At 47.6% G+C, this 21,739-nt stretch carries 10 protein-coding genes, 5 tRNA genes, 5 rRNA genes and 1 pseudogene; 11 read left to right on the top strand and 10 right to left on the bottom strand.

All coding sequences use genetic code 11. The features are described from left to right. Window positions 1-222: 222 nt before the first annotated feature. The 11 genes and pseudogenes from C1S74_RS11955 (at window position 223) to C1S74_RS26525 (ending at window position 12,359) form a co-directional block, all read left to right on the top strand. On the top strand, window positions 223-2,049 hold the full coding sequence (locus C1S74_RS11955) for a DUF294 nucleotidyltransferase-like domain-containing protein (RefSeq protein ID WP_045399598.1): 1,827 nt from the start codon (window positions 223-225) through the stop codon (window positions 2,047-2,049). A 35-nt stretch (window positions 2,050-2,084) separates the two neighbouring features. Further along, on the top strand, window positions 2,085-2,717 hold the full coding sequence (locus C1S74_RS11950; protein WP_005440406.1) for a 3'-5' exonuclease: 633 nt from the start codon (window positions 2,085-2,087) through the stop codon (window positions 2,715-2,717). 218 nt (window positions 2,718-2,935) lie between these two features. After that, complete coding sequence (gene acs / locus C1S74_RS11945) at window positions 2,936-4,888, top strand: acetate--CoA ligase (RefSeq protein ID WP_045399595.1); 1,953 nt, start codon at window positions 2,936-2,938, stop codon at window positions 4,886-4,888. A 306-nt stretch (window positions 4,889-5,194) separates the two neighbouring features. Then, a complete protein-coding gene (aroQ, locus tag C1S74_RS11940) occupies window positions 5,195-5,644 on the top strand; it encodes a type II 3-dehydroquinate dehydratase (RefSeq protein ID WP_038870935.1) in 450 nt (149 codons plus the stop codon). 60 nt (window positions 5,645-5,704) lie between these two features. Beyond that, a complete protein-coding gene (accB, locus tag C1S74_RS11935) occupies window positions 5,705-6,169 on the top strand; it encodes an acetyl-CoA carboxylase biotin carboxyl carrier protein (protein WP_039974237.1) in 465 nt (154 codons plus the stop codon). Between the two features lie 14 nt (window positions 6,170-6,183). After that, window positions 6,184-7,527: an acetyl-CoA carboxylase biotin carboxylase subunit gene (accC, locus tag C1S74_RS11930; protein ID WP_038870929.1), complete on the top strand. Its 1,344-nt coding sequence runs from the start codon at window positions 6,184-6,186 to the stop codon at window positions 7,525-7,527. A 130-nt stretch (window positions 7,528-7,657) separates the two neighbouring features. Beyond that, complete coding sequence (gene prmA / locus C1S74_RS11920; protein ID WP_045399593.1) at window positions 7,658-8,545, top strand: 50S ribosomal protein L11 methyltransferase; 888 nt, start codon at window positions 7,658-7,660, stop codon at window positions 8,543-8,545. Window positions 8,546-8,684: 139 nt separating this feature from the next. Continuing rightward, window positions 8,685-9,653: a tRNA dihydrouridine synthase DusB gene (gene dusB / locus C1S74_RS11915; protein ID WP_045399670.1), complete on the top strand. Its 969-nt coding sequence runs from the start codon at window positions 8,685-8,687 to the stop codon at window positions 9,651-9,653. Between the two features lie 23 nt (window positions 9,654-9,676). Continuing rightward, entirely contained in the window at window positions 9,677-9,973 is a 297-nt protein-coding gene (fis, locus tag C1S74_RS11910; RefSeq protein WP_000462885.1) for a DNA-binding transcriptional regulator Fis, read from the top strand. Window positions 9,974-10,198: 225 nt separating this feature from the next. Beyond that, complete coding sequence (locus tag C1S74_RS11905; RefSeq protein ID WP_045399590.1) at window positions 10,199-11,188, top strand: sensor domain-containing diguanylate cyclase; 990 nt, start codon at window positions 10,199-10,201, stop codon at window positions 11,186-11,188. Window positions 11,189-11,540: 352 nt separating this feature from the next. Continuing rightward, window positions 11,541-12,359, top strand: a pseudogene (locus C1S74_RS26525) (IS630 family transposase). 89 nt (window positions 12,360-12,448) lie between these two features. Here C1S74_RS26525 and C1S74_RS11890 read toward each other — a convergent pair. The 10 genes from C1S74_RS11890 to C1S74_RS11845 all read right to left on the bottom strand — a co-directional run bounded on the left by C1S74_RS11890 (window position 12,449) and on the right by C1S74_RS11845 (window position 21,431). After that, window positions 12,449-12,525 (bottom strand) — tRNA-Asp (locus tag C1S74_RS11890). Window positions 12,526-12,557: 32 nt separating this feature from the next. Beyond that, window positions 12,558-12,674: ribosomal RNA gene (gene rrf, locus C1S74_RS11885) — 5S ribosomal RNA — on the bottom strand. Window positions 12,675-12,764: 90 nt separating this feature from the next. Then, a 23S ribosomal RNA gene (locus C1S74_RS11880) occupies window positions 12,765-15,655 on the bottom strand. A 306-nt stretch (window positions 15,656-15,961) separates the two neighbouring features. Then, a tRNA-Val gene (locus C1S74_RS11875) sits at window positions 15,962-16,037 on the bottom strand. A gap of 35 nt (window positions 16,038-16,072) precedes the next feature. Then, window positions 16,073-16,148: transfer RNA gene (locus tag C1S74_RS11870), tRNA-Ala, on the bottom strand. A gap of 24 nt (window positions 16,149-16,172) precedes the next feature. Continuing rightward, window positions 16,173-16,248, bottom strand: a tRNA-Lys gene (locus C1S74_RS11865). Window positions 16,249-16,250: 2 nt separating this feature from the next. Continuing rightward, window positions 16,251-16,326: transfer RNA gene (locus tag C1S74_RS11860), tRNA-Glu, on the bottom strand. 89 nt (window positions 16,327-16,415) lie between these two features. Then, a 16S ribosomal RNA gene (locus C1S74_RS11855) occupies window positions 16,416-17,968 on the bottom strand. A gap of 367 nt (window positions 17,969-18,335) precedes the next feature. Further along, window positions 18,336-18,452 (bottom strand): 5S ribosomal RNA (gene rrf, locus C1S74_RS11850). Window positions 18,453-18,540: 88 nt separating this feature from the next. Then, window positions 18,541-21,431, bottom strand: a 23S ribosomal RNA gene (locus tag C1S74_RS11845). The 16S, 23S and 5S rRNA genes sit together here with 5 tRNA genes alongside, the layout of an rRNA operon. Window positions 21,432-21,739 lie beyond the last annotated feature (308 nt).

The following is a 21,739-nucleotide window of genomic DNA, read 5'->3' as shown; positions in this document are numbered from 1 at the left end:
GACAAAAACTAACGACTTCCGCCACGTAAACGTTTGGGACGCGGAATTATGGATCGCAATACGTAATAGAAAAAGGGAAGAATCGGCAACTTACCGTTTCCTCAATGGCACAGGGTCTCGAAATGCAAAATTAGATTGTGACGATTTAGACCAAAGTCGTCTGGCTTCGGCAGGGAAATTTGTCAGACTTAGAATGTGTTCCCACCAAATTTAGGTGCTCTCATGCCTGACAAATTTAATATGCAATCTCCACCGTTCGACCGCCTGACTGACGCACAGCAAAATCGACTGCGCTCGTCTCTTGATGTGGCGTACTACCGAACGCGAGATGTCATCTTAGCTTGTGGGCAAGACAACCCTCATCTGCACGTGCTAATTAAAGGCGCAGTGGAAGAGCGCTCAAAAGATCAAGACGAAGTGTTCGCTCACTACGCCAACGACGACATGTTTGATGTGCGTTCCTTATTCGAAGAAAGTGTCCGCCATCAGTATGTGGCACTGGAAGATACTCTCTCGTATTTGCTACCGAAAGAAGTATTTCTTGAGCTGTATAACGAGAACGGACAGTTTGCAGCCTACTTCGATAACAACTTATCGAAACGCCAAGCCCTCATTGAAGCGGCTCAACAACAGCAAAACCTCGCGGAATTCATTCTGACTAAAGTCGATAGCAGCATCTATCATCCTCCGATGCTATTGGCTCCCGATATACCTATTAACGAGGTCACCAAAACACTCAAAGACAATGGTATAGATGCTGCTTTGGTTCAGCTTAGCCAAGAGGACCCACGCCTAGAACAATATCCATCGGCGCATCCCTACGCGATAGTGACTCGAACCAATATGCTCCACGCCGTTATGCTTGATGACCATCCGCTCGATACGCCAGTAAGTGAGATTGCTACCTTCCCTGTTTATCACGTTGATGATGGTGACTTCTTGTTTAACGCCATGATCACCATGACGCGCAATCGTATGAAGCGTCTAATGGTGTGCGAAGGTAATCAAGCGGTCGGTATGCTGGACATGACACAAATACTCAGCGCGTTTTCCACTCACTCACATGTACTGACACTCAGTATTGCACGAGCCAGCAGCGTGGAAGAGTTGGCCCTTGCTTCCAATCGACAGCGTCAGTTGGTAGATAGTTTGCTGACCAACGGTATCCGCACTCGCTTCATCATGGAGCTGATTTCTGCCGTAAACGAACAAATCATCGAAAAAGCGTTTGAGCTTGTGGTGCCACCAGCACTGCACGATCACTGCTGTCTGATTGTGCTTGGCTCGGAAGGTCGTGGAGAACAAATCCTTAAGACTGACCAAGATAATGCATTGATTATTCAAGATGGGTTGGAATGGGAACATTGTACCGCCGTAATGCAAAACCTAACACACACCTTGCAGCAACTGGGCTATCCACTCTGTCCTGGTAAAGTCATGGTTAACAATCCGAAGTGGGTTCGAACGCAGCAAGAATGGATTAAAACTATCGATGGTTGGATTTCTAAAGCGCAGCCTGAACAAATCATGGATTTAGCCATCTTCAGTGACGCTCATGCGGTCGCAGGCAATCGAGAACTACTCGCGCCTATCGCTGAACACCTCAGAGACAGCATGGAAGATCGCATGTTGATTCTGTCCGATTTCACTCGCCCTGCTCTGCAATTTTCCGTGCCTCTTACTCTGTTTGGCAACGTAAAAAGTGCTAAAGATGGGCTGGATATTAAACGTGGTGGTATCTTCCCTATCGTGCATGGCATTCGCACTTTGGCATTGGAATACGCGATTGAAGAGAAGAACACCTTCGAGCGTATTGAGGCACTGAGAAACAAGCGCATCTTAGAACCAGAAACCGCAGATAACCTCAATGAAGCGTTGAAGCTGTTCTTCAAGATCCGCTTGAATCAGCAATTGAGTAAGCAGGAAGCACTGAACAACATCGACATCAAACATTTAGACAGGACAGAACGAGACCTGCTGCGCCACAGCTTACACGTGGTGAAGAAGTTTAAGCAGTTCTTAGGCTTCCATTATCAAATCCGTGATTAGAGTCTTTTAGGCAAATAAGACGAGAGGTAACAGGGATGAATTGGCTACAAAGGAAATACTGGCATTACAAGCTGAAAGGCTCACCTTATCAGCCACTGTTTTGTTCGCCGCAAAAAGGCGAGTTTGTCTCTCTCGATTGCGAAACCACCAGCTTGGATCCCAACCGTGCCGAGCTGGTCACCATCGCTGCGACCAAAATCATCGACAATCGCATCATCACCAGTAAACCGTTCGAAGTTCGACTGCGCGCCCCGCAATCACTCGATTCAGGCTCGGTAAAAATTCACCATATCCGCCACCAAGATTTGGTTGATGGTATCAGCGAAAAAGAAGCGCTCATCAAGCTACTCGACTTTATCGGTAATCGTCCTTTGGTTGGCTACCACATTCGCTATGACAAAAAGATCCTCGACCTTGCTTGTCTGAGGCATTTAGGCTTCCCACTGCCCAACCCACTCATCGAAGTGAGCCAGATTTATCACGACAAGCTCGAACGTCATTTGCCTAACGCCTACTTCGACTTAAGTCTTGATGCGATTTGTAAGCACCTTGAGCTACCGATTCAAGACAAACACGATGCCCTGCAAGACGCAAAATCTGCTGCTTTGGTGTATGTGCGCCTAACCAAAGGCGATTTACCAAACCTAAGCGTGCCTTATACCCAATAGGTTCAATACTCAGCTTTCGATCCACCTCCCACATTCGCTTTAATTTCAGCAATATCGCGGCGCATTCCTCACTCTCATCCTAAAGTCTAATTGTGGAAATACGCGCTGTGACTGACAGTTATATGCACAGCAACGTTCTTGATGAATCACAGACTAAAGAACGGAAATAGCCCTACAAAAGACGAAGGTCGAGAATTAAAGGCACAAGGAGAGAAGCCATGAGCGAAGCCCACGTTTATCCGGTAAAAGAAAATATTAAAAACCATACGCATGCGGATAATGACACTTACCTAGCCATGTATCAGCAGTCGGTAAGCGACCCTGAAGGCTTCTGGAGCGAACACGGTAAAGTTGTCGATTGGATTAAGCCATTCACTCAAGTTAAAAACACCTCTTTCGATACTGGTCACGTCGACATTCGTTGGTTCGAAGACGGCACGCTGAACGTATCTGCAAACTGTATTGATCGCCACCTTGCCGAGCGTGGTGACGAAGTCGCTATCATCTGGGAAGGCGATGATCCTGCTGATGACAAAACCCTTACATTCAACGAACTACACAAAGAAGTGTGTAAGTTCTCTAACGCACTAAAAGAGCAAGGTGTGCACAAAGGCGACGTGGTTTGTCTTTACATGCCAATGGTGCCAGAAGCGGCTATCGCAATGCTGGCATGTACGCGTATTGGTGCCGTTCATACCGTGGTATTTGGTGGTTTCTCACCAGAAGCATTATCCGGTCGTATCATCGACTCAGATGCGAAAATCGTGATCACTGCTGACGAAGGCGTTCGTGGTGGTCGCGCAGTACCACTGAAGAAAAACGTTGATGAAGCACTGACAAACCCAGAAGTGAAGACCATCGACAAAGTTGTCGTACTAAAACGCACAGGTGGCGACATTGATTGGCACGAGCATCGTGATGTTTGGTGGCACGAAGCAACAGCCATCGTTTCTGATGTATGCCCACCTGAAGAGATGAAAGCGGAAGACCCTCTATTCATTCTTTACACTTCAGGCTCCACTGGTAAGCCAAAAGGTGTGCTGCACACCACGGGCGGCTATCTAGTGTACGCGACCATGACTTTCAAATACGTGTTCGATTACCAAGAAGGCGAAACGTTCTGGTGTACGGCAGATGTGGGGTGGATTACGGGTCACACTTACCTTATTTACGGTCCACTGGCGAATGGAGCGAAAACCATTCTGTTCGAAGGTGTACCAAACTACCCAAGCACGGCTCGCATGAGCGAAGTGGTTGATAAACATCAAGTGAACATTCTCTACACTGCGCCAACAGCGATTCGTGCACTAATGGCAAAAGGTAACGAAGCGGTAGCCGGAACATCTCGTTCAAGCTTGCGTGTAATGGGTTCAGTAGGTGAACCTATCAACCCAGAAGCATGGGAGTGGTACTACAAAACCATTGGTAATGAGAACTCACCGATCGTTGATACTTGGTGGCAAACAGAAACAGGCGGTATCTTGATTGCGCCACTACCGGGTGCCACAGACCTGAAACCAGGCTCTGCAACTCGCCCATTCTTCGGCGTACAACCTGCGTTAGTGGACAACATGGGTAACATCATCGAAGAAACCGCTGCAGAAGGTAACTTGGTGATCCTTGATTCATGGCCAGGTCAGATGCGTACTGTTTACGGCGACCATGAGCGCTTTGAGCAAACCTACTTCTCGACCTTCAAAGGCATGTACTTCACTAGTGATGGTGCTCGTCGTGACGAAGACGGCTATTACTGGATTACAGGTCGTGTAGATGACGTATTGAATGTGTCGGGTCACCGCATGGGTACTGCAGAGATTGAATCAGCACTGGTTGCACACAATAAGATTGCAGAAGCGGCGATTGTCGGTATTCCTCATGACATCAAAGGTCAGGCAATTTACGCTTATGTCACGCTTAATGATGGTGAGTTCCCATCAGCGGAATTACATAAAGAAGTAAAGAACTGGGTGCGCAAAGAGATTGGTCCAATCGCAACACCGGATGTACTGCACTGGACGGACTCTCTACCAAAAACTCGCTCCGGTAAGATCATGCGTCGTATCTTGCGTAAGATTGCAACGGGTGATACCAGTAACTTAGGAGACACTTCTACACTGGCCGATCCAAGCGTAGTAGACAAGCTGATCGCAGAAAAAGCAGAACTGGCATAACACCCAGCCCTGTTTTAAACGCTAGCCTTAAAAGCCGCCATTGCATATGGCGGCTTTTTTGTGCGTAGATGCAAAATAAACCACAAAAGAAACGTGGCAATTATGTTGTTTTTGTTAACTGGGTTACAGAAATGGCGGGGGCTATTGGGAGATTAGACCAGTAAATTGCTGCTAATTGCTGTGAATTAGCTATAATCTTGGTCGATTTTTTAAAATTTGCGCGGTTTTAACAAAAAAATCGTGCTGATTTATCGTATATTTGGGAATATAAACGTTCTGCTCACGATAAAGGAAGATAGCAACACAATGTCTGCAAAGTCACGGATTCTTGTTCTAAATGGGCCAAATCTTAATCTACTAGGCCTGCGTGAACCGACACACTATGGTAACAACACCCTAGCACAGATTGTTGACGCTTTAGCTGAACAGGCTCACAAGTCTGGGGTGGAACTTGAACACCTGCAATCTAATCGTGAGTACGAGCTGATTGAAGCGATTCATGCCGCGTACGGCAAGGTGGACTTCATCATTATCAATCCAGCAGCCTTCACTCATACCAGTGTTGCGCTGCGAGATGCACTACTTGGCGTAGCCATCCCATTTATCGAGGTGCACCTATCGAACGTTCATGCCCGTGAGCCGTTCCGTCACCATTCTTACCTCTCTGATAAAGCGGAAGGGGTAATTTGCGGTTTAGGTGCGCAAGGTTATGAATTTGCTCTGTCTGCAGCAATTGCGAAATTGCAGGCAAAGTAGACCAAACACTCTGCAGCCCGTTAGGGTTGTCTTAATCACAAGATAAAAGAGAAAGAAAAGATGGATATTCGTAAAATCAAAAAGCTAATTGAGTTAGTTGAAGAGTCTGGCATTGCTGAGCTAGAGATTTCTGAAGGTGAAGAGTCGGTACGAATCAGTCGTCACGGCGCACCCGCTGCTCCAGCACCAGTTCATTACGCAGCAGCTCCAGTAGCAGCACCTGCTCCAGTGGCAGCACCGGTAGCTGACGCTCCAGCAATGGCAGCAGAGGCACCAGCAGCAGTTCCTGCAGGTCACCAAGTTCTTTCTCCAATGGTTGGTACTTTCTACCGTTCTCCAAGTCCAGATTCAAAGTCATTCGTTGAAGTTGGTCAGAGCGTAAATGCTGGCGATACACTATGTATCGTTGAAGCGATGAAAATGATGAACCAAATTGAAGCGGACAAATCAGGTGTTGTAACTGCAATCCTAGTTGAAGACGGCCAGCCAGTTGAATTCGACCAACCACTAGTTGTAATCGAATAAGCGGGGCTTGCCTTATGCTAGATAAAGTAGTCATCGCGAACCGAGGTGAAATTGCACTTCGTATCCTTCGCGCTTGTAAAGAATTAGGCATTAAGACTGTGGCAGTACACTCGACTGCTGACCGCGATCTTAAGCACGTACTACTCGCAGACGAAACAGTATGTATCGGTCCAGCTCGTGGTATCGACAGCTACCTGAACATCCCTCGCATCATTTCTGCAGCAGAAGTGACCGGTGCGATTGCGATTCACCCAGGTTACGGTTTCCTATCTGAGAACGCAGACTTTGCTGAACAAGTAGAGCGCAGCGGTTTCATCTTCGTTGGTCCTAAAGCAGACACCATCCGCATAATGGGTGACAAAGTGTCAGCAATCAACGCAATGAAAAAAGCAGGCGTTCCTTGTGTACCAGGTTCTGACGGTCCACTAGATAACGACGAAGACAAAAATAAAGCCCACGCTAAGCGTATCGGCTACCCGGTAATCATCAAAGCTTCTGGTGGTGGCGGTGGCCGTGGTATGCGCGTTGTTCGCTCAGAAGGCGATCTTATCGAAGCTATCGCAATGACCCGCGCAGAAGCAAAAGCGGCATTCAATAACGACATGGTTTACATGGAGAAATTCCTAGAAAACCCACGTCACGTTGAAGTTCAGGTTATTGCTGACGGCCAAGGTGGCGCTATCCACCTAGGTGAGCGTGATTGTTCTATGCAACGTCGTCACCAGAAGGTTGTTGAAGAAGCTCCAGCACCAGGTATCACAGAAGAGATGCGTAAGTACATCGGTGAACGTTGTACTCGTGCATGTCTAGAAATCGGTTACCGTGGTGCAGGTACGTTCGAATTCCTATACGAGAACGGTGAGTTCTATTTCATCGAAATGAACACTCGCATTCAGGTTGAGCACCCAGTGACAGAAATGGTTACTGGTGTTGACCTAATTAAAGAACAGCTACGCGTAGCAGCAGGTCAGCCACTGTCATTCACTCAGGATGACATCAAGATCCGCGGCCATGCGATTGAGTGTCGTATCAACGCAGAAGACCCAGAGCGCTTCCTACCTTCACCAGGTAAGATTGAACGCTTCCACGCGCCTGGCGGCATGGGTGTTCGCTGGGAATCTCACATCTACACAGGCTACACAGTACCACCTCATTACGATTCAATGATTGGTAAACTGATCACTTACGGTGAGAACCGTGATGTAGCGATTGCACGTATGAAAAACGCACTAGGCGAGATGATCATTGAAGGCATCAAGACTAACGTTACTCTACAAGAGTCAATCATGAATGATGAGAACTTCCAACACGGTGGTGCGAACATTCACTACCTAGAGAAGAAGCTAGGCCTACAGTAAGCCTTCGCTAACCTCATAATAAATGCCCACATCTGTGGGCATTTTTGTTTTGTATAAAGTCTATACTCAAACAAATCGTAGAGTTCTGGTAAACTCTGCGCCACTTCATTCACTTTAAGAGCAAAAACAAATGCCTTGGATTCAAATCAAACTCAATGCGACCAATGAAAACGCTGAGCAAATCGGCGACATGCTAATGGAAGAGACTGGTGCGCTGTCTGTAACATTCCTAGACGCGCAGGATACGCCCGTATTCGAACCTCTACCTGGCGAGACTCGCTTATGGGGCGATACTGACATTCTGGCACTGTACGATGCAGAAGCAGATACAAACTTCATCATCACTCAAATCAAAGCAAGCGGTATGCTAGCAGACGATTTTGCTTACAAAGTAGAACAACTAGAAGACAAAGACTGGGAACGCGAATGGATGGAAAACTTCCACCCAATGAAGTTTGGCGAGCGCCTATGGATTTGTCCAAGCTGGCGTGAAGTTCCAGAACCAGACGCGGTTAACGTCATGCTGGATCCTGGCCTGGCGTTCGGTACTGGTACCCACCCAACCACAGCATTGTGTCTTGAATGGCTAGAAAGCCTAGACTTGTCTGGTAAAACCGTCATCGACTTTGGTTGTGGCTCTGGCATTTTAGCGATCGCAGCGATCAAACTTGGTGCGGGTAAAGTGATCGGAATCGACATTGATCCTCAAGCTCTTCAAGCTTCTCGCGACAACGCAGAGCGCAATGGTGTTGCTGACCAATTAGAAGTATACCTTCCTCAAAACCAACCTGAGGGCCTGATCGCCGATGTGGTTGTTGCTAACATTCTTGCTGGTCCACTACGTGAACTTGCACCTATCATCAAAGGTTTGGTTAAACCAAATGGTGACCTCGCGATGTCGGGTGTTTTAGACACTCAAGCAGAAGATGTTGCGAACTATTACCGTGACGAGCTTCACATTGACCCTATCGCAGAGCAAAGCGAATGGTGTCGTATCTCTGGTCGTAAGCAAGGCTAGACAAGGTTTTCAGGGCTAATTGTTTGAATTTCATACAAATTACAAAAACAATTTGTAAATGCTCAAATATTAGTCTTTTCACGCAGTGAAAAAATGCGTAAAATGCGCGCCCTTGCTGGTACAGAACTGTGATGACGTTTTGAAAATCGGAAACTATCAACTTAAGAACAATCTAATCGTAGCCCCTATGGCTGGTGTAACGGATAGACCGTTTCGCGAGTTGTGTCTTCGCTATGGTGCGGGAATGGCCGTCAGTGAAATGATGTCTGCTAACCCGAAACTATGGGGAACGTCAAAGTCGAAACAGCGCATGGTACATGAAGGCGAATCGGGCATTCGTTCTGTACAGATTGCGGGTTCCGATCCACAGCTTATGGCCGATGCGGCTCAATTCAGTGTTGAAAACGGTGCGCAAATCATCGATATCAATATGGGCTGCCCAGCAAAGAAAGTGAATAAGAAGCTGGCGGGTTCTGCACTGCTTCAGCACCCAGACATCATCAAAGAGATTTTGACTGCGGTAGTGAATGCAGTAGACGTTCCTGTAACGTTGAAGACCCGAACTGGCTGGGACACAGACAATAAAAACTGTGTCCAAATCGCTAAATTAGCCGAAGACTGCGGCATACAAGCTCTCGCTCTGCATGGTAGAACAAAAGCGTGTATGTACAAAGGTGAGGCCGAATACGACAGCATTAAAGCGGTTAAACAGGCCATATCTATTCCGGTTATCGCAAACGGTGATATCGATAGCCCGGAGAAGGCCAAGTTTGTACTGGAGTACACCGGTGCAGACGCTTTAATGATTGGACGCCCTGCCCAGGGTCGTCCTTGGATTTTTCAGGAAATCCATCACTATTTGGAAAACGGCGCCACAATGGATGAGCTTCCAAGCGAGGAAGTGAAAACCATTATGCTTGGTCATGTGAATGCTCTTCATGATTTTTATGGAGAGTTCTTAGGTCCACGAATCGCGCGTAAGCACGTTGGCTGGTATCTAAAAGAGCATGAACGAGCAAGTGAGTTTCGTCGTACCTTCAACGCTATCGATGCAGCTCAGCTGCAACTTGAGGCGTTAGAAGGTTATTTTGATAACGTTGCATCATAATTAAGAGAAGAGCTAGACCGAATATGTTCGAACAAAATCTGACTTCAGAAGCATTAACAGTAACTACAGTAACGTCACAAGACCAGATTACTCAAAAGCCTTTACGTGACTCTGTTAAAGCGTCTCTTAAAAACTACCTAGCTCAACTAAACGGCCAGGAAGTAACAGAACTATACGAATTAGTTCTAGCTGAAGTTGAACAGCCACTACTAGATACCATCATGCAGTACACTCGCGGTAATCAAACTCGCGCAGCAACTATGATGGGTATCAACCGCGGTACTCTTCGCAAGAAACTTAAAAAGTACGGCATGAACTAATATCAGTTCATACAGTAATTTTGTAAAAAAGGCTTAGTCAGCAATGGCTAAGCCTTTTTTATTGTCTTCAAACATCCTCACAACTCAACACCTCTACGCATTTCTTCTGTTCCTTTGTACAAACATTAGTCAACCCTGATACATTGAACTGTGATCAGTATTGATTGTGAACTCAATATAACCAGATATAATCAACGGCTTACATTGGATAAAGGAACTAACCTCATGATTTACAAAGAAAGGGACAATTGGCTTAATGCCATTTTGAATACCCTCCCTGATCATGTCTTTATCCTTAATGAACAAGGCCGCTATATCGAAAGTTTCGGTGGCACTTACTATTCAAAACACTTCAACGCAAAAAGCTATACTAATCTAACATTGAACGATGTTTTGTCGGCAAGCAAAGCTGCTGAGTTGAGCAGCTATATTAGTGATGTGATTCGCTCTAACGAGCCAAAAGCCATCAAATATAGTATCGCTCTACAAGACCACTTGTTAATGCCCATAGAAGAACTAGAAGCATTAGAGAATCCGGAGGAAACTTGGTTTGAAGCAATCATCAAACCCATAGAAAGCTTCCAAGGTGACGAGAAATGGGTGATTTGGTCCGTTCGTGATGTCACCAAAACACATCTACTTGAGAAACGCCTTAAAACGCTCTCAGAGACCGATGAATTAACTGGTGTGTTGAATCGTCGAGCATTCTTAACCAGCCTAGATAAAGCTCTGAGCTCGCACTCAAGGGACAGTCAAACCCTATCGTGCGTAATGATCGATATTGACCACTTTAAAGAGATAAATGATCAAGTTGGTCACTTCTCTGGAGATCAAGTGATCCATCACGTAGCAAAGAGCTGCCAAGGAGTAATTCGTGGTACTGATTTTATTGGTCGTTTAGGGGGAGAAGAGTTTGCCGTGATCTTAGCTCACACTAGCGCAATACAAGCCTATGAGGTAGCAGAGAGGATCAGAGATGCGATTCAAAACGCACCGTGTAAAGTTGATGGTATCGAGATCAGCACAACGGTTAGCATTGGTGTCGCAGAATATGACGGGCAAGTATTTAGCGCAAAAGAGTTAATGGTTAACGCAGATAAAGCCATGTATTACTCAAAGCACTCCGGACGTAATCAAGTCACTCTGTATCATGGCAACATTCCTGACGTCAAACTGCAGCACTCTACCAATTTAAGAATCCAAAAGGTTTCTTAACCCCTCTGCTTACTTTACACCAACTTATCTACATCTCCCTCAAAACGCTCACACGCAGTTCTTATGCCTAATTTAGTATGGGACTAGACACAAGCTCGATATGTTTTAACAACGAGTTTAAGGCTGTTCTAGAGGCGTGAGAAGTGGTGGCATTGTGACAGACCGATAGTGCGTTAGCACTATCTAATGATCAATTTAGTAAAAAGGAAAGATATAGAGGGTTTAGGGAGTAATACCAATCTAAGTAAGAATATGATCTAATTAGCTTTATAACTTCTTGTTCGAGAATACTAGGGATAGCTTCAGTAACATCAACTTTAAAAAGCTCGCTAGCCAGCAAAAGTCTATTCAGATGAAGATGCGTCTACTCGCTCTAGCACACTTTAAAGAAGGACAATCTCGAACACAGATTGCCAAGCACTTAAAGGTAAGTCGCACTAGCGTAAATAAATGGGTTCAGACCTTTCTGGAGGAAGGACTTGAAGGCTTACAAGAAAAACCAAGAACAGGAAGACCTACGTTTCTTACCCCAAAACAACGTGAACAGTTAAGCCAATATATTAAGAGGCGAGCTTCCGAACCTTCTGGAGGAAGATTAACTGGTAGTGGTAGTGGTAGTGGTAGTGGTAGTGGTAGTGGTAGTGGTAGTGACATTCACGCCTACATCATCAAAGAGTTTGGCAAGCATTACGACCCAGATTCTATCTATTACTTGCTCAATCGTATGGGCTTTTCTTGGATAACGTCACGCTCCAAACACCCTTCTCAATCTCAACAGCTCCAAGACGATTTTAAAAAAAATTCAAAACTGAAACGATCCTCAAGATCTCAGGTCACATAAGCCTTGAGGCGGTCGATATCTGGTTTCAAGACGAAGCGAGATTTGGACAACAAAATACCACGACTCGCTTATGGGCGGAGCGTGGCACAAGACCCCGAGCGGTGAAGCAACAGCAATTTGAGTATCATCAAGCTCCCACCCTATTCACCAGAGTTGAACCCAATAGAACAAGTATGGAGTTGGCTACGACAACACTATTTAGCGAACCAGACCTTTACGAACTACAACGATATTGTAGACAAGGTGTGCAGCGCATGGGATCGATTCTTGGAAAGTACTGATAGGGTGACAGATATGTGCAGAAGAGAATGGATTAACCTGACCAGTTAATTTTCCAGATTGGTATAAAACAGGTAGGAGATTTATGGCTCTAGAAACGACGAAAGCCTTGCTATTTCTAGCAAGGCTTTCTAAATAAGTGGCGGAGCGGACGGGACTCGAACCCGCGACCCCCGGCGTGACAGGCCGGTATTCTAACCAACTGAACTACCGCTCCGCACTGGTTAGACATTTAAGTCTAAATTTAAAGCCTGGCGATGTCCTACTCTCACATGGGGAAACCCCACACTACCATCGGCGCTAATTCGTTTCACTTCTGAGTTCGGAATGGAAGTCAGGTGGGTCCAAATCGCTATGGTCGCCAAGCAAATTCTTTAATCCGGAAAGCTGTTTTAAGTTCTACTTACACATTCAATCGTTCTTGTATTGAGTCCATCAAAACCCCTTGGGTGTTGTATGGTTAAGCCTCACGGGCAATTAGTACAGGTTAGCTCAACGCCTCACAACGCTTACACACCCTGCCTATCAACGTTCTAGTCTCGAACAACCCTTTAGGATACTTAAAGTATCAGGGAAGACTCATCTCAGGGCTCGCTTCCCGCTTAGATGCTTTCAGCGGTTATCGATTCCGAACTTAGCTACCGGGCAATGCGTCTGGCGACACAACCCGAACACCAGAGGTTCGTCCACTCCGGTCCTCTCGTACTAGGAGCAGCCCCCTTCAATCTTCCAACGCCCACGGCAGATAGGGACCGAACTGTCTCACGACGTTCTAAACCCAGCTCGCGTACCACTTTAAATGGCGAACAGCCATACCCTTGGGACCGACTTCAGCCCCAGGATGTGATGAGCCGACATCGAGGTGCCAAACACCGCCGTCGATATGAACTCTTGGGCGGTATCAGCCTGTTATCCCCGGAGTACCTTTTATCCGTTGAGCGATGGCCCTTCCATACAGAACCACCGGATCACTATGACCTGCTTTCGCACCTGCTCGAATTGTCATTCTCGCAGTCAAGCGGGCTTATGCCATTGCACTAACCTCACGATGTCCAACCGTGATTAGCCCACCTTCGTGCTCCTCCGTTACTCTTTGGGAGGAGACCGCCCCAGTCAAACTACCCACCAGGCACTGTCCGCAACCCCGATTAGGGGTCGACGTTAGAACATCAACACTACAAGGGTGGTATTTCAAGGACGGCTCCACACAATCTAGCGACTGTGCTTCAAAGCCTCCCACCTATCCTACACATGTAGGGTCAATGTTCAGTGCCAAGCTGTAGTAAAGGTTCACGGGGTCTTTCCGTCTAGCCGCGGGTACACTGCATCTTCACAGCGATTTCAATTTCACTGAGTCTCGGGTGGAGACAGCGTGGCCATCATTACGCCATTCGTGCAGGTCGGAACTTACCCGACAAGGAATTTCGCTACCTTAGGACCGTTATAGTTACGGCCGCCGTTTACCGGGGCTTCGATCAAGAGCTTCGACCGAAGTCTAACCCCATCAATTAACCTTCCGGCACCGGGCAGGCGTCACACCGTATACGTCATCTTACGATTTTGCACAGTGCTGTGTTTTTAATAAACAGTTGCAGCCACCTGGTATCTGCGACTCTCGTCAGCTCCATCCGCAAGGGACTTCACCATCAAGAGCGTACCTTCTCCCGAAGTTACGGTACCATTTTGCCTAGTTCCTTCACCCGAGTTCTCTCAAGCGCCTTGGTATTCTCTACCCGACCACCTGTGTCGGTTTGGGGTACGATTCCTTACAATCTGAAGCTTAGAGGCTTTTCCTGGAAGCATGGCATCAATGACTTCACTACCGTAGTAGCTCGACGTCGTGTCTCAGCCTTAAGAAGAGCCGGATTTACCTAACTCTTCAGCCTACGCACTTGAACCTGGACAACCGTCGCCAGGCCCACCTAGCCTTCTCCGTCCCCCCATCGCAATTGTAAGAAGTACGGGAATATTAACCCGTTTCCCATCGACTACGCCTTTCGGCCTCGCCTTAGGGGTCGACTTACCCTGCCCCGATTAACGTTGGACAGGAACCCTTGGTCTTCCGGCGAGGAGGTTTTTCACCCCCTTTATCGTTACTCATGTCAGCATTCGCACTTCTGATACCTCCAGCATGCTTTACAACACACCTTCAACGGCTTACAGAACGCTCCCCTACCCAATGAAGTAAACTTCATTGCCGCAGCTTCGGTTTATTACTTAGCCCCGTTACATCTTCCGCGCAGGCCGACTCGACCAGTGAGCTATTACGCTTTCTTTAAATGATGGCTGCTTCTAAGCCAACATCCTGGCTGTCTGAGCCTTCCCACATCGTTTCCCACTTAGTAATAATTTGGGACCTTAGCTGGCGGTCTGGGTTGTTTCCCTCTCCACGACGGACGTTAGCACCCGCCGTGTGTCTCCCGGATAGTACTTACTGGTATTCGGAGTTTGCAAAGGGTTGGTAAGTCGGGATGACCCCCTAGCCTTAACAGTGCTCTACCCCCAGTAGTATTCGTCCGAGGCGCTACCTAAATAGCTTTCGGGGAGAACCAGCTATCTCCAGGTTTGATTGGCCTTTCACCCCTAGCCACAAGTCATCCGCTAATTTTTCAACATTAGTCGGTTCGGTCCTCCAATTGATGTTACTCAATCTTCAACCTGCCCATGGCTAGATCACCTGGTTTCGGGTCTATATCCAGCGACTAAGTCGCGCAGTTAACACTCGCTTTCGCTACGGCTCCCCTAGATGGTTAACCTTGCCACTGAATATAAGTCGCTGACCCATTATACAAAAGGTACGCAGTCACACCACGAAGGTGCTCCTACTGCTTGTACGTACACGGTTTCAGGTTCTATTTCACTCCCCTCACAGGGGTTCTTTTCGCCTTTCCCTCACGGTACTGGTTCACTATCGGTCAGTCAGTAGTATTTAGCCTTGGAGGATGGTCCCCCCATATTCAGACAGGATATCACGTGTCCCGCCCTACTCGATTTCACTGAATGTGCGTTGTCAACTACGGGGCTATCACCCTTTATTGCCGGACTTTCCAGACCGTTCGTCTAACGCATATAAAGCTTAAGGGCTAGTCCAATTTCGCTCGCCGCTACTTTCGGAATCTCGGTTGATTTCTTTTCCTCGGGGTACTTAGATGTTTCAGTTCCCCCGGTTCGCCTCGCTGCGCTATGTATTCACGCAGCGATACTAGCTTATGCTAGTGGGTTTCCCCATTCGGAAATCCCAGACTCAAGTGGTTTTTACTACCTAATCTGGGCTTATCGCAAGTTAATACGTCCTTCATCGCCTCTGACTGCCAAGGCATCCACCGTGTACGCTTAGTCACTTAACCATACAACCCGAAGGAGTTTCGAGTTGATGTTCAAATCACCAAAGTTGTCTCTCATTATTTGAATGAGCGAGAGACATATCGATTTTGCCGGACTCAATTTCGAATAATCACTTAAAAGTGATATTCCCAAGAACACTTGAATGTGTTTTTTGGTGTTTGTCATAAAGACAAACATTGAGAACTTTACAAGTAATCTTAAAGATTACTTTGTCAGCTTTCCAAATTGTTAAAGAGCTAATCACTTCTTATGAAGTAACCATTTTTAAACACACTCGTCTTTCTATTTAAAGAAAATATGCTTAAAGATGGTGGGCGATACCGGGCTCGAACCAGTGACCCCCTGCTTGTAAGGCAGGTGCTCTCCCAACTGAGCTAATCGCCCACATAAGTTTTTCGTCTTGTGGTAGACGTCAAGAATGGTGGAGCTATGCGGGATCGAACCGCAGACCTCCTGCGTGCAAGGCAGGCGCTCTCCCAGCTGAGCTATAGCCCCATCTTGAGAGTCATTCTTAAAGAATGGTGGGTCGTGCAGGATTCGAACCTGCGACCAATTGATTAAAAGTCAACTGCTCTACCAACTGAGCTAACGACCCAATGGTATCCCGTAGGGGAGTCGAACCCCTGTTACCGCCGTGAAAGGGCGGTGTCCTAGGCCTCTAGACGAACGGGACACTGGATTGAAGATATTGGGATATCTTCGTCTCTTTTACTTATAAACCGTATCAATCTGTGTGGACACTCATCGTGAGTAATCATCGTATAAGGAGGTGATCCAGCGCCAGGTTCCCCTAGCGCTACCTTGTTACGACTTCACCCCAGTCATGAACCACAAAGTGGTAAGCGTCCTCCCGAAGGTTAAACTACCTACTTCTTTTGCAGCCCACTCCCATGGTGTGACGGGCGGTGTGTACAAGGCCCGGGAACGTATTCACCGTGGCATTCTGATCCACGATTACTAGCGATTCCGACTTCATGGAGTCGAGTTGCAGACTCCAATCCGGACTACGACGCACTTTTTGGGATTCGCTCACTATCGCTAGCTTGCTGCCCTCTGTATGCGCCATTGTAGCACGTGTGTAGCCCTACTCGTAAGGGCCATGATGACTTGACGTCGTCCCCACCTTCCTCCGGTTTATCACCGGCAGTCTCCCTGGAGTTCCCGACATTACTCGCTGGCAAACAAGGATAAGGGTTGCGCTCGTTGCGGGACTTAACCCAACATTTCACAACACGAGCTGACGACAGCCATGCAGCACCTGTCTCAGAGTTCCCGAAGGCACCAATCCATCTCTGGAAAGTTCTCTGGATGTCAAGAGTAGGTAAGGTTCTTCGCGTTGCATCGAATTAAACCACATGCTCCACCGCTTGTGCGGGCCCCCGTCAATTCATTTGAGTTTTAATCTTGCGACCGTACTCCCCAGGCGGTCTACTTAACGCGTTAGCTCCGAAAGCCACGGCTCAAGGCCACAACCTCCAAGTAGACATCGTTTACGGCGTGGACTACCAGGGTATCTAATCCTGTTTGCTCCCCACGCTTTCGCATCTGAGTGTCAGTATCTGTCCAGGGGGCCGCCTTCGCCACCGGTATTCCTTCAGATCTCTACGCATTTCACCGCTACACCTGAAATTCTACCCCCCTCTACAGTACTCTAGTCTGCCAGTTTCAAATGCTATTCCGAGGTTGAGCCCCGGGCTTTCACATCTGACTTAACAAACCACCTGCATGCGCTTTACGCCCAGTAATTCCGATTAACGCTCGCACCCTCCGTATTACCGCGGCTGCTGGCACGGAGTTAGCCGGTGCTTCTTCTGTCGCTAACGTCAAATAATGCAGCTATTAACTACACTACCTTCCTCACGACTGAAAGTGCTTTACAACCCGAAGGCCTTCTTCACACACGCGGCATGGCTGCATCAGGCTTGCGCCCATTGTGCAATATTCCCCACTGCTGCCTCCCGTAGGAGTCTGGACCGTGTCTCAGTTCCAGTGTGGCTGATCATCCTCTCAGACCAGCTAGGGATCGTCGCCTTGGTGAGCCATTACCTCACCAACTAGCTAATCCCACCTAGGCATATCCTGACGCGAGAGGCCCGAAGGTCCCCCTCTTTGGCCCGTAGGCATCATGCGGTATTAGCCATCGTTTCCAATGGTTATCCCCCACATCAGGGCAATTTCCTAGGCATTACTCACCCGTCCGCCGCTCGACGCCGTTATCGTTCCCCGAAGGTTCAGATAACTCGTTTCCGCTCGACTTGCATGTGTTAGGCCTGCCGCCAGCGTTCAATCTGAGCCATGATCAAACTCTTCAATTTAAGATTTTGTTCGGCTCAACGAATACTGACTTCAAAACTCATCCTTACTCGAAAGTAAGAAGTAATTTTAAAGCTATTATCATTCCAACAGAATGATAATGAATTGACTGTGCCAAGTCCGAAGACTTGATTGGTCACTCAGTTCATTGAAACCTAATTTGAAACCGAAGTTTCTAATTGGATTATCATCAACGAGTGCCCACACAGATTGATAGGTCTATATTGTTAAAGAGCTTGGCTTTCAGTGCCTTAGCACTTAAGCGAGGTGCGTATGATACGCTTTTCACTTTGAAAGTCAACATAAAACTCTAAAATAATTTAGAACTTTATGGTGACTTGCTTATTAAATAAGCAAGTGCGAAATAAAGCCTGGCGATGTTCTACTCTCACATGGGGAAACCCCACACTACCATCGACGCTAATTCGTTTCACTTCTGAGTTCGGAATGGAAGTCAGGTGGGTCCAAATCGCTATGGTCGCCAAGCAAATTCTTTAATTCGGAAAGCTGTTTCTAAGTTCTTACACATTCAATCGTTCTTGCATTGAGTCCATCAAAACCCCTTGGGTGTTGTATGGTTAAGCCTCACGGGCAATTAGTACAGGTTAGCTCAACGCCTCACAACGCTTACACACCCTGCCTATCAACGTTCTAGTCTCGAACAACCCTTTAGGATACTTAAAGTATCAGGGAAGACTCATCTCAGGGCTCGCTTCCCGCTTAGATGCTTTCAGCGGTTATCGATTCCGAACTTAGCTACCGGGCAATGCGTCTGGCGACACAACCCGAACACCAGAGGTTCGTCCACTCCGGTCCTCTCGTACTAGGAGCAGCCCCCTTCAATCTTCCAACGCCCACGGCAGATAGGGACCGAACTGTCTCACGACGTTCTAAACCCAGCTCGCGTACCACTTTAAATGGCGAACAGCCATACCCTTGGGACCGACTTCAGCCCCAGGATGTGATGAGCCGACATCGAGGTGCCAAACACCGCCGTCGATATGAACTCTTGGGCGGTATCAGCCTGTTATCCCCGGAGTACCTTTTATCCGTTGAGCGATGGCCCTTCCATACAGAACCACCGGATCACTATGACCTGCTTTCGCACCTGCTCGAATTGTCATTCTCGCAGTCAAGCGGGCTTATGCCATTGCACTAACCTCACGATGTCCAACCGTGATTAGCCCACCTTCGTGCTCCTCCGTTACTCTTTGGGAGGAGACCGCCCCAGTCAAACTACCCACCAGGCACTGTCCGCAACCCCGATTAGGGGTCGACGTTAGAACATCAACACTACAAGGGTGGTATTTCAAGGACGGCTCCACACAATCTAGCGACTGTGCTTCAAAGCCTCCCACCTATCCTACACATGTAGGGTCAATGTTCAGTGCCAAGCTGTAGTAAAGGTTCACGGGGTCTTTCCGTCTAGCCGCGGGTACACTGCATCTTCACAGCGATTTCAATTTCACTGAGTCTCGGGTGGAGACAGCGTGGCCATCATTACGCCATTCGTGCAGGTCGGAACTTACCCGACAAGGAATTTCGCTACCTTAGGACCGTTATAGTTACGGCCGCCGTTTACCGGGGCTTCGATCAAGAGCTTCGACCGAAGTCTAACCCCATCAATTAACCTTCCGGCACCGGGCAGGCGTCACACCGTATACGTCATCTTACGATTTTGCACAGTGCTGTGTTTTTAATAAACAGTTGCAGCCACCTGGTATCTGCGACTCTCGTCAGCTCCATCCGCAAGGGACTTCACCATCAAGAGCGTACCTTCTCCCGAAGTTACGGTACCATTTTGCCTAGTTCCTTCACCCGAGTTCTCTCAAGCGCCTTGGTATTCTCTACCCGACCACCTGTGTCGGTTTGGGGTACGATTCCTTACAATCTGAAGCTTAGAGGCTTTTCCTGGAAGCATGGCATCAATGACTTCACTACCGTAGTAGCTCGACGTCGTGTCTCAGCCTTAAGAAGAGCCGGATTTACCTAACTCTTCAGCCTACGCACTTGAACCTGGACAACCGTCGCCAGGCCCACCTAGCCTTCTCCGTCCCCCCATCGCAATTGTAAGAAGTACGGGAATATTAACCCGTTTCCCATCGACTACGCCTTTCGGCCTCGCCTTAGGGGTCGACTTACCCTGCCCCGATTAACGTTGGACAGGAACCCTTGGTCTTCCGGCGAGGAGGTTTTTCACCCCCTTTATCGTTACTCATGTCAGCATTCGCACTTCTGATACCTCCAGCATGCTTTACAACACACCTTCAACGGCTTACAGAACGCTCCCCTACCCAATGAAGTAAACTTCATTGCCGCAGCTTCGGTTTATTACTTAGCCCCGTTACATCTTCCGCGCAGGCCGACTCGACCAGTGAGCTATTACGCTTTCTTTAAATGATGGCTGCTTCTAAGCCAACATCCTGGCTGTCTGAGCCTTCCCACATCGTTTCCCACTTAGTAATAATTTGGGACCTTAGCTGGCGGTCTGGGTTGTTTCCCTCTCCACGACGGACGTTAGCACCCGCCGTGTGTCTCCCGGATAGTACTTACTGGTATTCGGAGTTTGCAAAGGGTTGGTAAGTCGGGATGACCCCCTAGCCTTAACAGTGCTCTACCCCCAGTAGTATTCGTCCGAGGCGCTACCTAAATAGCTTTCGGGGAGAACCAGCTATCTCCAGGTTTGATTGGCCTTTCACCCCTAGCCACAAGTCATCCGCTAATTTTTCAACATTAGTCGGTTCGGTCCTCCAATTGATGTTACTCAATCTTCAACCTGCCCATGGCTAGATCACCTGGTTTCGGGTCTATATCCAGCGACTAAGTCGCGCAGTTAACACTCGCTTTCGCTACGGCTCCCCTAGATGGTTAACCTTGCCACTGAATATAAGTCGCTGACCCATTATACAAAAGGTACGCAGTCACACCACGAAGGTGCTCCTACTGCTTGTACGTACACGGTTTCAGGTTCTATTTCACTCCCCTCACAGGGGTTCTTTTCGCCTTTCCCTCACGGTACTGGTTCACTATCGGTCAGTCAGTAGTATTTAGCCTTGGAGGATGGTCCCCCCATATTCAGACAGGATATCACGTGTCCCGCCCTACTCGATTTCACTGAATGTGCGTTGTCAACTACGGGGCTATCACCCTTTATTGCCGGACTTTCCAGACCGTTCGTCTAACGCATATAAAGCTTAAGGGCTAGTCCAATTTCGCTCGCCGCTACTTTCGGAATCTCGGTTGATTTCTTTTCCTCGGGGTACTTAGATGTTTCAGTTCCCCCGGTTCGCCTCGCTGCGCTATGTATTCACGCAGCGATACTAGCTTATGCTAGTGGGTTTCCCCATTCGGAAATCCCAGACTCAAGTGGTTTTTACTACCTAATCTGGGCTTATCGCAAGTTAATACGTCCTTCATCGCCTCTGACTGCCAAGGCATCCACCGTGTACGCTTAGTCACTTAACCATACAACCCGAAGGAGTTTCGAGTTGATGTTCAAATCACCAAAGTTGTCTCTCATTATTTGAATGAGCGAGAGATATTTCGATTTTGCCGGACTCAATTTCGAATAATCACTGTAAAAGTGATATTCCCAAGAACACTTGAATGTGTTTTTTGGTGTTTGTCATAAAGACAAACATTGAGAACTTTACAAGTAATCTTAAAGATTACTTTGTCAGCTTTCCAAATTGTTAAAGAGCAAATCACTTCCGAAGAAGGTCATTTTCTAAAGACTTTCAGAGTCGAAGATTCTAACCACATACGTTTTACTG

It is taken from the genome of Vibrio hyugaensis (genome assembly GCF_002906655.1).
Lineage (GTDB): Bacteria > Pseudomonadota > Gammaproteobacteria > Enterobacterales > Vibrionaceae > Vibrio > Vibrio hyugaensis.
Note: the sequence above shows the minus strand (reverse complement) of the source record. Positions and strands in the feature narration are given on the sequence as shown.